The organism is Labrenzia sp. OB1 (genome assembly GCF_001624695.1).
Lineage (GTDB): Bacteria > Pseudomonadota > Alphaproteobacteria > Rhizobiales > Stappiaceae > Roseibium.
In genome coordinates this window covers 1-11713 of the sequence record NZ_JSEP01000043.1, presented here as the reverse complement: position 1 = coordinate 11713, position 11713 = coordinate 1, and the positions used below count along the sequence as shown (strand labels likewise).

General features: G+C 53.2%; 11 protein-coding genes and 3 pseudogenes. 12 read left to right on the top strand and 2 right to left on the bottom strand.

The features are described 5' to 3' along the window. From OA90_RS26775 to OA90_RS26765, 3 genes and pseudogenes are all read left to right on the top strand, one after another. On the top strand, positions 1 to 277 hold a 277-nt coding region (locus OA90_RS26775; protein ID WP_156510508.1), incomplete at its 5' end, for a transposase. Between the two features lie 52 nt (positions 278 to 329). Continuing rightward, positions 330 to 554 (top strand): transposase, encoded by a 225-nt coding sequence (locus OA90_RS26770; RefSeq protein WP_068420005.1) that lies wholly within the window; start codon positions 330 to 332, stop codon positions 552 to 554. 36 nt (positions 555 to 590) lie between these two features. Then, positions 591 to 1028, top strand: a pseudogene (locus OA90_RS26765) (transposase); the annotation flags it as partial. A 169-nt stretch (positions 1029 to 1197) separates the two neighbouring features. On the opposite strand, the pseudogene OA90_RS26760 reads toward OA90_RS26765, so the two are convergent. After that, a pseudogene (locus tag OA90_RS26760) lies at positions 1198 to 1675 on the bottom strand (IS110 family transposase); the annotation flags it as partial. Positions 1676 to 1756: 81 nt separating this feature from the next. Here OA90_RS26760 and OA90_RS26755 point away from each other — a divergent pair. The 8 genes and pseudogenes from OA90_RS26755 (at position 1757) to OA90_RS26725 (ending at position 10394) form a co-directional block, all read left to right on the top strand. After that, positions 1757 to 2754, top strand: a protein-coding gene (locus OA90_RS26755; RefSeq protein WP_156510687.1) for an IS630 family transposase whose coding sequence is annotated in 2 segments (ribosomal slippage) — positions 1757 to 2552 and positions 2552 to 2754 — 999 coding nt in all. Because the reading frame shifts where the segments join, the coding sequence is not laid out codon by codon here. A 299-nt stretch (positions 2755 to 3053) separates the two neighbouring features. Then, positions 3054 to 3875: a Crp/Fnr family transcriptional regulator gene (locus OA90_RS26750; RefSeq protein ID WP_244274716.1), complete on the top strand. Its 822-nt coding sequence runs from the start codon at positions 3054 to 3056 to the stop codon at positions 3873 to 3875. Continuing rightward, on the top strand, positions 3875 to 4126 hold the full coding sequence (locus OA90_RS26745) for a hypothetical protein (RefSeq protein WP_068420001.1): 252 nt from the start codon (positions 3875 to 3877) through the stop codon (positions 4124 to 4126). Before OA90_RS26750 ends, OA90_RS26745 begins: the two co-directional genes overlap by 1 nt. 38 nt (positions 4127 to 4164) lie before the next feature. After that, positions 4165 to 4470, top strand: coding sequence for an EscF/YscF/HrpA family type III secretion system needle major subunit (locus OA90_RS26740; RefSeq protein WP_082837303.1), 306 nt, complete (start codon positions 4165 to 4167; stop codon positions 4468 to 4470). A 136-nt stretch (positions 4471 to 4606) separates the two neighbouring features. Continuing rightward, positions 4607 to 7009: an EscD/YscD/HrpQ family type III secretion system periplasmic domain-containing protein gene (locus OA90_RS26735; protein ID WP_068419999.1), complete on the top strand. Its 2403-nt coding sequence runs from the start codon at positions 4607 to 4609 to the stop codon at positions 7007 to 7009. An 84-nt stretch (positions 7010 to 7093) separates the two neighbouring features. Next, positions 7094 to 9307, top strand: coding sequence for a secretin N-terminal domain-containing protein (locus tag OA90_RS26730; RefSeq protein ID WP_199823868.1), 2214 nt, complete (start codon positions 7094 to 7096; stop codon positions 9305 to 9307). A gap of 260 nt (positions 9308 to 9567) precedes the next feature. Continuing rightward, positions 9568 to 9939 (top strand): annotated as a pseudogene (locus OA90_RS28280) (DDE-type integrase/transposase/recombinase); the annotation flags it as partial. 86 nt (positions 9940 to 10025) lie between these two features. Further along, a complete protein-coding gene (locus OA90_RS26725; RefSeq protein WP_068419995.1) occupies positions 10026 to 10394 on the top strand; it encodes a hypothetical protein in 369 nt (122 codons plus the stop codon). A 733-nt stretch (positions 10395 to 11127) separates the two neighbouring features. On the opposite strand, the gene OA90_RS28825 is transcribed toward OA90_RS26725, so the two are convergent. Beyond that, a complete protein-coding gene (locus OA90_RS28825) occupies positions 11128 to 11403 on the bottom strand; it encodes a hypothetical protein (RefSeq protein ID WP_156510686.1) in 276 nt (91 codons plus the stop codon). Between the two features lie 116 nt (positions 11404 to 11519). On the opposite strand from OA90_RS28825, the gene OA90_RS28275 reads away from it, so the two are divergent. Beyond that, the coding region (locus OA90_RS28275; protein ID WP_156510457.1) for a DUF4372 domain-containing protein at positions 11520 to 11713 on the top strand (194 nt) is incomplete at its 3' end.

Here is an 11713-nt window from a genome sequence, read left to right as displayed (position 1 = left end):
CTTCGCCGATGGCGGCTATGCCGGTGAAAAGCTGCGCGCCGCCCTGGTGGGCAACGGCAACTGGACGATAGAGATCATCAAACGCTCCGATGCTGCTGAAGGCTTCGAACTCCTGCCCCGCAGATGGGTGGTGGAGCGCACTTTCGCATGGCTGGGCAGATGCCGCCGGTTGGCAAAGGACTGGGAGGCGTCAATCGAAAGTTCCACCGCATGGATCAACATCGCTAGTATCAGGGTCATGACACGCAGGCTCGCAACCTATTGTCTTGTCTCATGAACTTTTGAATCGGACTCTAAGATGTATCCCGAACCTTCTGGAGGGATACGAGATGGCGAAGCGCGGGACGTTTTCAGATGAGTTCAAGGCAAAGATCGCGCTGGAAGCGTTGCGCGGTGACAAGACAATCCAGGAGACTGCAGCCAAGTATCAGGTGCGTCAGAATCAAGTGAGCACCTGGTACCGGCAGGCGGTCGAGGGCATGGCCGATGTTTTTGCCCGCGGCGGCCAGAGCATGCGGATAAAGTATAAAATCTTTCGCACATTTTCCGGTTGAGACGGCTTCCTTTATTCTGATTGAAGGGAGCACGGCATGACTGATGACGATGAGGGTAAAGAGATTGGCAATGTGATCCGGATCGATGAAGCCCGGATCAAGGATCATCTTGGAGAGATGGTGCGTGGCACCATTGAAGAGGCCTTGAATGCGATGCTGGATGCGGAGGCAGACCTGCTTTGCGGAGCTGGCCGCTATGAGCGCAGCGAAGGGCGTCAGGACACGCGGGCAGGCAGCTATGAACGTTCGCTGCATACCAAGGCGGGCGAAGTGAAGCTGAAGATGCCGAAGCTTCGGCGTCAGACGTTCGAGACGGCCATCATCGAGCGTTACCAGCGGCGGGAATGCAGCGTCGAAGAAGCCCTGATAGAGATGTATCTGGCTGGTGTTTCCGTTCGCCGTGTCGAGGACATCACCGAGGCGCTATGGGGCACTCGGGTGTCACCAGGCACGGTGTCCAACCTGAACAAGAAGATCTAGCCGCGAGCCTTCGACTGGCCTCGTTCTCCGCATGCCAGATACGTAATTCCTTATCGAGTTCGCCAGTCTCCTCGTTTAATTCGGTGATCCGTCGGATCAGGACCTCAAGCGCTCGATGAGCGTAAGCAGGAAGGGCTTCATCGGCAAAGGCCCTGGCGGCCAGCTTCACCAGATTGGCAATACCTGGGTTGGCGACCAACCCGAATTCGGCCAAATGCGCGCGTAGCGCATTCGCGGTCATGGTACGCTGACGTACGATCAGCGATCTGGTCCGGTGCGCCATCAGAACACTTTGCTGCTCAACTGTCTTTACCGGCACAAACCGCATGGTCGGACGTTGCACGGCCTCGCAGATCGCTTCTGCATCAATCGCATCGCTTTTGCCGCGCTCGACGTATCCTTTTACCGTAAGACGGTGGCATGATCCTGACGTCATGGCCCATAGCGATCAGCGTACGCGCCCAGTGATGGGCCGTCGCGCAGGCCTCAACGCCTATCAGACAGGGCGCCAGTTTCGAGAAGAATGGCAGCATCTGTTTGCGATGCAGCTTTTTCACCAGAACCGTCTTGCCGCATGCATCTATCCCATGCGCCTGGAAAACGCTCTTCGCCAGATCCAGCCCGAGTGTTGTGATGTTCATTGGTACCTTCCTTTCCTGCCTTCAATTCTTTCTCAGCACCATACTTGGCGCTGCGCTGGCGGGGGCGTCCACATCATCAAGATGCTGGCCGGAGCAGGAGGCCAGCCTCAATCCCCCCACGCCTTGTCGAATGATCTCCGTCGCCGTTTGGTTGTTGCCGTTGAAAACGGAATGTCTCGCCGTTCCGCAGCCAAGCGATTTGGTGTTGCGCCATCAACGGCGATCAGGTGGGTCAATCAGTGGTTCCAGGAAGGACATGTCGAACCGGCCCGACAAGGTGGAGACAACCGGTCCCAGCGGATGGAAGCGCATGCAGATGAAGTCTTGGCTCTGATTGATGCGACGCCTGATATCACCTTGGCCGAACTGGCTGAACATCTGGAAAAGACCCATGGACTGCGTGTTTCCCAAAGCACGGTCTGGCGTCTGCTTGATCGTCACGGCATGACTTTCAAAAAAACGGCACACGCCAGCGAGCAACAGCGTCCTGACGTTCTCCGGCGGCGGGAAGCCTGGTTCGAACTTCAATCCGATCTTGATCCCGAGCGCCTGGTGTTTATCGACGAGACTGGAGCCAACACCAAGATGGCACGTCTGCGAGGTCGGGCGCTTCGAGGTGAGCGTTGTCGAGCTGCTATCCCGCATGGCAACTGGAAAACAACGACATTCGTCGGTGCGCTCAGGTTGGGCGGCATGACCGCGCCGATGGTTCTGGATGGCGCGATGAATGGCGTAGCCTTTCTGGCCTATGTCGAGCAAGTGCTGGTGCCATCCCTGTCGCCGGGTGACATCGTGGTCATGGACAACCTGCCTGCTCACAAACCCTCGGCCGTGCGAGAGGCCATCCAGGACGCCGGCGCGCAATTGCGTTTCCTGCCCCGTACAGCCCGGACTTAAACCCGATCGAGATGGCCTTTTCGAAACTTAAAAGCTTTCTCAAGAAAACCGCAGCGAGAACAAGGGACGATCTCTGGGAGGCCATCGCCAAAGGGATAGACCTATTCAGTCCTGCTGAGTGCCGGAACTACTTTCCTGCTGCCGGCCATGACCCAGAAAGATCTGAAAAGCTTGTCTTATGATTTTTTCGGCTCATGAGTTCAGAATGAGCCAGTGCAGGCCACTCCACATGGCCAGCGCTGGCGGCAGCGGTCTTCCCCGGATGCCTACGAACCAGAGGCCGAGGCCATGGGGCCGGTGCATTACCGTCAGGCGGGCTTGGTGATATGCGCACAACTCTTATCGGTGAGCGCAATTCTATGCATCCAGCGCCGAAAGGATTGAATTGTCATTGTGATATTTACCAAGTCTTTACGTGGGACGCCAGAATACATGAGTACTCGACGAAGGTAATGTCTCGACAGCGCAAAAGGGGGCTTCCGTGACAACGACACAGACAGCATTGCCAATGGCTTCAAGAGCAGTTGGCCAAGGCCAGGCAGACACCTTTGGGAAGTGCGCTGGCGTCACTGCTCGTTATGCTGGAAACTTTTCAGCAGTTGGCAATAAACTAATGCATTGGCCATTGGAAAATGACGCATTTGATCCAAACCTACGACAGTTGTTTCTGAAGAACGCAACACGCAACGTATATACAAATAACGGCGTAATCTATCTCCAGGAAGACAGGGCTGACAAACTTTACATCGTCCTGAGCGGCTATGTCAGGCTGTCCTACATCATGGAGGACGGCAGCACAATTCTCTACGCTATTGTGCCTCCCGGCCAGAGTTTCGGAGAGCTGGGTGTCTACGACTGGTCCGTCTATATGGATTCGGCGACTGCGATTGGCGATGTCAGCGTTTTTTCAGTGCGAGCGGAAGTGTTTCACTCGGACATATCCGGTAATTCGAGCCCGAAGGATGCGCTCAGCACGCTGATTGTCGATCGCTATAAAACCTTCATTGATGTCACAAGGTGTCTCCACCTGAGCAATCTGCCTGCAAGGCTGGCCGCGTCCTTGCTGAGGCTGGTCGAAAGTCTTGGGCAGACAACAGATTACCGTGGCAGAAACTGTCCTTCTCTGGGGGCCATGGTCACGCAAAGTGACCTTGGCGCCATGGCTCGCGGCACGCGTGGCAATGTTAATCGGGTTCTGAGGAAATGGATTTTGGATGGATTGGTGGCCATCGAGGATCGAAAGATCATCTTACTGGATCCGGACGGGCTGGAACTAACGGCTCTGAATGTTGGAGATAACTAGTGAACAAAAAGATCATTGGCGGCGCGAGCGAAACTTCGCTGGATTTTGAGATGACTGATCTGGAGGAACGGTTAACAGGCGCGTACGGCGTTGAGGTGAAAAATGAAGTTATCGAGATGCTCAAAGGCAAAATAACAGCGCTGAGTGAGCTGATAAGCGATGGGCTTGGCCCGGATGATCTGCGATCTGCCAAACGAGTTCTTGATGGACTGATCGCGGCAAGGGATACCTTGTCACAATTTCCAGTGTAAACGATTGAAAACCCAGAGACAATTGAGAGGAAAGAAAAATGTCAAATATTGCAGCAACTTGGGGTAGAGAACACACCTCTGAGAGCCCGAACCCCGACGGAGCGCCGTATGACGGAAACCGGAACGGCTTTGACCTGATCTACCGCCAAGCGCTTTTGCAAAGTCAGATGGTAGAAATTGAAGAAGATATTCGTCAAATAGAATTGTCAAATGGATCTGACACGGAGAAAATGTATAACATGCAGATGGCAATGAATGCATGGTCTGCGGTGGCCAACCTGCGTACTAACATGTTGAAATCCGTGGCGGACGTATTGAAGACGATCACACGAAACGTCGTCTGACGATGCGTCGGTGGAGCAGAGAACCACGCACGCAATGACAGATGTGAAGCGGATCTAGAGACGCACGGTTTTCCAAACTCGTGCTTCGGGTCCTCTTTGTAATCTGCATCTTGCGAAGCTCATTGGAGCCAGAAAGATGTCCCGAAACAGCGATGGGATAGATGAGGATCAAATCGGTTCGTCATCCTGCGAGTATATTTTAAAGGCGCTAACCGGTGCGCAGTCGGGCGTTGAAGTCGCGCTGGCCGAGGGTGAATATACGCTCGGCTCCGGCCAGGACGACGATCTGCAATTTGTCGACGTTTGCTTGAAAAGTGGCCACGCCAGAATACTTTTGGAAAAGGACAGGATTCTCGTTGCCGGTGGAGCTGGCGCTATAATCGGACAGACTGGCCGGATCATCGAGGCGGGAGACGACAACTGGCACGAACTGGAGCCGCTTGAGCCGGTGTCGCTGGGTACGTGTCTCTTCACAATCGGACCTGTCGATGCTGACTGGGCTCAGGTATCGGAGTCGCTTGACAGACGGCACGTCTCGGATGCGAACGGGAGGGGCGCGACAAACACGGCCGGAAAGGCCGGCAGAACCCGGTTGAAGTATGGCCTGCTGGCTTCGGCAGGACTTTTTGTTTTTCTGACATTTTGCTGGCTGGTGCTCGAAATTCTTGTCAGCGGCGACATTCTGATGGCTAAGACGGAAACATACGACTTAGCGGCAGTGCGTGAAGCGCTTGACCGGTTTCCTTTCGGCAAAGCCATCGTGCTGCGAGAGGAAGTCGATGGAACGTTGTTTGCGACCGGTTATGTGGAAACTCCAGCCGAACGCAGAGCATTGCAAGACGCTCTGAGAAACCTTGACAGATCCGTGAACGCGAGACTTTTCGTATTTGAGTCTATCCGTACGCAAATCGCTGAAACAATAGAAAGCTTTGACGCAGATGTAGAGTTTGCGTTGTCAAAAAAAGGTGGCGTGACCCTTGATGGAACGATCCTTGCCGATGAAAAGGCTGAGCGGTTTTCAAGCTATCTGCGCGAGGAAATCAGCGGAATTTCGTCTATTGAAGACAATATCAATACGGCAAGTACCTATTTTAATGATGTCAGGAAACTGGCCAAACGCTCCTCACTAGGTGACACGGTTCTGATGCGTCTGGCAGGCGAGCGGATTGAGGCAAGCGGTGTTCTCAGTACCGACAAACTCGACTACTGGATTGGTTTTTTACAAGTTTATGCGAAACGGTATGCCGATTTTCTGCCACTTACATCATATGTCCAACTGGTGAACGAAGATGGTCAGGTAATCCTGGAAAGCAGTCCGACACGGGTCGGACCAAGCGAACTGCCTGACGAGGCCGGAACCTTGGACCTTGATCTCGAAGAAATTAAAAGCGGCGTAATCGAGAAGGAAGATGTGTTCATCAGCGTCACTGCATCCGGCAGCGCAGGAGCCGGTGATGCAAACGCAACACCGAACGCCGCGCCGCTTCCGGAATTGCGGGATGCAGAGGCAACAGGCCAGTCAGCCAAGAGTGAAGGAGCCGGCAAGACCATTTTTGCAACCGCGATTTCTACAGCAGAAGGAAGCCTGGTCCAGAGCTTGCAGACTTTGCTGTCGGAACCGGAATCCGTCCTCGCTGCAGCGCGCGGTCAAGCGTCGCAATCCGGAGCGGGCGCGCAAGAATCTGGTCCTCCGGATGAAAAATGGCAGTTGCCTCCTGATACGCTCGCGCGAGACGAAGACGTGCTTTTTATCTCGCAATCTGATGCTCCGAAAGCTTCAGGCGAGCTTGCGCGATCTATTGCTGCTCAGCCTGAGGAGCAAGCACGTGACAAGGCACAGGACGCTGTGGGCGAGCTTGCGCGATCTTTTGCTGCTCAGCCTGAGGAGCAAGCACGTGACAAGGCACAGGACGCTGTGGCGGAACAAGTGCTGAAGAAATGGGATATCAGGGCGGCGCCAACTGCTCTTGATACCACTGAGACCGAAGGTACGAAGGCTGTAGCCCGGACAAAGTATCTACCTCTGGTCACTAGACCTCAAGATGGCTACGGATATTGCTGGAATGGTTCCGAGTTGAAGGTTGGTGACGTAGGTACCATTCTGTTTTGGTTAGACTATCTCAGCATTTCGACAGAAGCGTCGCTGATCAAATTTGATCCGGCGAGCCAGCAACTGCTGCTGGAGGCTGCGCTCAATCCCCGTCGGCTGCAGTCTTGTGCCCAAATGCTGGCGCAAGGCATCGAAGTGCCTTTTGACGAAATGTCGCTTTATCTTGAAGAAACCAGGAAAAACCCTGGCTTTGTCCGTTACCTAGTCCGCGACTTCACACCGCCTTCCCTTAAGGTCGTTGGTGTAATGCTCCAGGAAAAGACTCGTTTCATCCAGATACCTGATGGCCGCAAACTGCTCGAAGGCAGTTCTCCCGACCTGACAAGCAAGCTGATCAGTGTGGGAGCGCTGGGGGCGCTTGTGCAGGGCACGGACTCTCTCAGCCCTATCATCTACTCCGACGATCTGGCCTGGAAAGTGAGCGAATGATTTCAGGCAGACCAGCAATCCCGATCATATGTAGGAAGCCGATAGAACAGATTCCCCAGCAGGGATGCTTATTGGAAGCGAAAAATGAAAAAAAGAATTCGGCCAACGCGCTTACGCACTTCTGGACTGCTGCTTTGTACAGTTTTAAGCGGCTGTCTGGTTGCATGTTCAAACCCGTCGGAACACCTGGAGGGAACGAATACCGAGGTGCTACTGGCAATCGATACGCCCCATGTAGGGATGGGCGGCCTGAAAGATGAACTGTTTAACAGTGGACCGGCCGTGCCTGAATCCGGGGCCATCGGCTTCACCGGCATCCTGAAGAACGAGCCTCTCGAGATCTCCATTTCCAGAGAGGAAGTCGAGCGCAACAAGTCGGACCTGAGATTCACCGACGCGGACGCAGCGGTCGATCCGGATGCCAAAGTGTCGATGTCGTTTTCCAACGATCCGCTACAATACGTGGTACGGCAATTGCTCGGCGGTATGCTTTCGGCAAATTACGTTGTTCCGGATAATCTTGAAGGCACCGTGTCCTTTCGGACTGAACAGCCTGTGCCGCGGTCAGTTGTGCCTTCCATTGTGCGCGATATCCTGGCTCGAAACGGCTATCAGATGAAGGTGATCAATGGCGTTTACCAGATCGGCACGCCGCAGATGATTGCCCAGCTTGAACAAATCTCGGCGACCGGCGCCGCTGGAGACTACCAGAGCAGGGTCATTAAACTCAATGGGGGAAATGCCGAGGAAATTGCCTCGGTTGTGACGCAGATCCTGCCGCCCGGGGCAACCGTTTCAGCTGTTGAGTCCAACAACTCTCTGGTTCTGCACGTCGATCCGGTGGATGAACGACCTGTTCTCGACCTCATCCGCACCCTTACCGAAAGCAGCAGAGGCGATGATCTGGTTGCGGTGATCCCGCTCCGGGAGAGTCCGCCGGAAGCCATCGCGACATCGATAGAAGCCTACTTTGCGGCCTCTGGCCAGGCTGCACAGGAAAAACCGTTTATCGTGCCGCTTGAACAGCAACAAGGCTTGCTCGTGATAGCGCGCAGCGAACGCATCATGGAAAATGTCAGGACCCTGATCCGAGGGCTCGACATGGACAACCGGGATATTGCCTCGCTGCGCGTTATTCAACTCAAGAACCTGCCGGCAGAGGAAATTGCGTCGCAATTGAACAATGTCTACGCCGAAAGCGGACCGGTTACCCAATCGACCAATCCGGCGGAAGGTCCGCAGGAGGGCGCGTCTTCAGACGGAGGTGCTGAAGGTCGGTCGATAGCCACGCCCGCAACAATGCGCGAAGGCAACTCTTTGCGCAGCGGAGGTTCGCCTACCGCAGCCCGTTTCGAAGCGGCTCGCCAAGCGATTGATGCGCAAAATGCGAAGGTTGTTACCAGTCGCCAGAGTGACCAAGAAATTTCAATTGTACCGGACACTCGGAACAATGCACTTCTTGTCTTTGCGACCTTTCGCCAGTTCAATCGAATTCGAGAAGTGGTTCAATCACTCGACGTGCCGCTCTCACAGGTTGTTATCGAAGCGACGATCGTCGAGGTCCGTCTGAACGATACTCTGAAATATGGTGTGCAGGCGTATCTGCGTAGTCAGGGTTGGGCTCTTCGTACTTCTCGCTTGCCAGAGGCATCACCATCCAGTGAAGCCGGTGGTGTAGCCCAATTCGACTTGGGCAGCATCAATGGCACCACGGCGACCGTCGTTCTGGAAGCCTTGCAGACGGTAACGGATGTCGAAATCATATCTTCTCCCTATCTGACCGTTCTGGATGGCCGGCAAGCGCGCCTCGCAATCGGCGACCAGATTCCGTATCTGACGCAACAGACCAGCGCGAGCGAAACGGGTACGACAACGACCACCAATCAAGTGGATATTCGCGACGTTGGTATTATCCTGGAGGTTACGCCGAACATTCGTGCTGACAATTCCGTACTCTTGAATGTGAGTCAGGAAGTCAGCTCTACGCGTTCGGAAGGCTCCGGCGAGACGCTGACTCCTACCATTTCACAACGTTCGATAAATTCCGATATCGTGGTCCATTCGGGCAAGACGGTTTTGCTTGGCGGTTTGATAGAGGATCGATCGGAAAAGGTTAAAAGCGGCGTGCCAGTGGTCTCCGATGTGCCGCTTATCGGAAAGCTCTTCCAGCAGACTTCAAACATTTCGAGCCGGACCGAGTTGCTGGTGATGATCACTCCACGGGTCGTGCGAAGATCTGGCCAGATTGATCACATCACCCGCCTGTTAAAGTCGCGCATTCGACGGGCTCCTCGTTGAGAAGCGATTTATACCAACCGCAACAAATAAGACCCTATTGGATGGCTTGTTCAGGACCGTCTGCAAGGCGCGGCACGCAGTTCGGCCTGGTTGGGCCGGTCCAGGGACGTGGGCGTAGTCAGGTGGGCCTGAACAAGCCACCGGAAGCCATGACAGGAGCGCGCTCCGCAGCGTCGCGCGTTTTGGCCGTTGCCCCGCATAGCCCTGCGACACGCTCCTCGCGGAACGCTTTCATGTTATGGTCAAATAGGTGGTTCTGTCGCAACACAAAGGCTGCCAGGTGCCTGCTGATGCGACTTTTGAAGAAGCAAGGCCTGCCACCAAAGCGCATGATCACTGACAAGCTGCGCTCCTATGGTGCGGCCAAACGCCAGATCATGCCGGCCGTCGAACATCGCTCACACAAAGGCTTGAATAATCGGGCCGAGAATTCCCATCTTCCATTTCGAAAGCGAGAACGAACGCGGCAGGGATTTCAGTCGATAGGATCACCGCAGCACTTCGTGTCGATATTTTCCTCTGTGAGGAACCTCTTCGTCCCATCCCACGCCGACCACACTGCAGCATACATTCGAAAACATCGGCGTCAGGCCATGGCAGAGTGGAAAGCCGTGAGCGAGCGACGGGGCTGAAAACCAGTCAACGCAGCTTCGCGCGTCGATACTTCAAACAATGTGACAGTTCCAAAATCAGATATACAAACTGAAGGTGTTACAAAATGGTGTTTGATGCAGTCATAACTGAACTTCCACGTATATCCGAGATAGAGTTTCATTCGCTCTTTGATGTTGGAGACAAGTTGAAGATCGAAATTTCCCTCAAAGGGAGCTGTTTTTCTAAGATGGTTTTTGACGATCCTCTTTGTTACAGAGTTATGGACGAAGGCGATGCAATGATTTTTGTGCATTGGCTTTCAACACAAGACATAAAGAGCTGTTTGCTTAAATTTTCTAAATCTGATTTTCTTGAATGGTTTTCAAACCAATCTTACAACACCAAAGATTATTTGAATGTATCTCATTATTGCCTGATTACATGCAGTCATATTATTGATGTCATTGGATTTGATGATCCTGATATTGAATAAAAGTGATTCCTTTATTCTTATTTATTGAGTTGTCTACTTACACTTCTTGTTTTGCGAATGACATGACAGCCCCGGATGAAGCCGAACTTTCGGTCAATGCTGATATGGCTCTTTTAACCGAACACGGGCAGTGCAATCTGAGGCAACGGTGTTCCATCTGGTCTGTACAGTATTTTCCCGCCGACCTTAAGCGTCCAGCGCGTTCGTATGGGCGTGTCGCAAAGTCTGCGGGGGCCCCAAAATATTAGAAAATCGTTCTAATTCTCGCGCGCGCTCGAAGGTTTCTACTAGCGGAATCCGTCATTTCTTGATTTCGCGATCAAATTTTCTACCTCAAATGACGCATTCGAGCCTGCTGAATGGAATGACTTTCTAAGTCAAAAAAACTTTGCGACACGCCCCGCAAGACTTTCTACGAGTCGATCGACCAGATACAGAAGGACCTCAATGCCTACCTTGTCTCCTAAACACCAAACGCCCACATCAGGGCCGCGGCATGAAAGGCAAGACACCAATCCAGGCACTCAGGGACGGCTTGAAGTTGGTGCCAGAACCAGACTTGAGCAAAGAGAGAAAGGGGGCGAAAATGAAACCCAGGCAGGCCACCTGATCATACCGCCCTCAGGCAGCGACTGTCAGGCGAATACCGTGTTTGTACACACCATTGAAGAGACGTTGAATGCGATGCTGGACACGGAGGCAGTACCACTTCACGCCGATTGTCGGGGGACAATCAAAACCTTTCGAAAGTACAGTCAAGCTCATTGAGTGCTATTGAACCATTTCCGACACCTATAACAGCATTAACTTGCAGTGCTTTCACCAATTTTAAAGATTCGCTATTCTCTGCTGCGACTGCCTTCATCGCATTGTAGGCTTTTTCTGTTTGTTTAGACATATCAATCTCAATAGAATATTCAATTCTTGATAACGCACCACTTTCACCAGTAAAAATTTTATACTTAAGTTTACTTTCGCCCGCAGGACAAATAACAATCTTGTCTAGCAATGCTGGGTATAGCCCACTGCTGTCCGGTTTAAAAATCTAGACAGAGCGCATGACATTGATTCTACTCGGTTTCAGACGTTTGGCCGCGTTTGAGACACGAACAGAGGATCAATGTCATGCGCCATCACAATAGCGTTTTTCATCAAGTGCTGAAGCATGTTCCTTGGGGCGAGTTCAATCGCCTTGTGGATGAGCATAAAGCGGACCACCGCGTCCGCCGTTTGACGACGAAGACCCAGTTTCTGGCCCTTTTGTTCGGCCAGCTTGCAGGCGCGCAGAGCCTCAGGGAGATTGAGACCGGTCTGATGAG

Bases quoted from the DNA above. Each gene is read 5' to 3' on its own strand.
- OA90_RS26770 (WP_068420005.1), top strand. From the start codon at position 330: ATGGCGAAGCGCGGGACGTTTTCAGATGAGTTCAAGGCAAAGATCGCG.
- OA90_RS26740 (WP_082837303.1), top strand. From the start codon at position 4,165: ATGTCAAATATTGCAGCAACTTGGGGTAGAGAACACACCTCTGAGAGC.
- OA90_RS26730 (WP_199823868.1), top strand. From the start codon at position 7,094: ATGAAAAAAAGAATTCGGCCAACGCGCTTACGCACTTCTGGACTGCTG.
- OA90_RS26735 (WP_068419999.1), top strand. From the start codon at position 4,607: ATGTCCCGAAACAGCGATGGGATAGATGAGGATCAAATCGGTTCGTCA.
- OA90_RS26725 (WP_068419995.1), top strand. From the start codon at position 10,026: ATGGTGTTTGATGCAGTCATAACTGAACTTCCACGTATATCCGAGATA.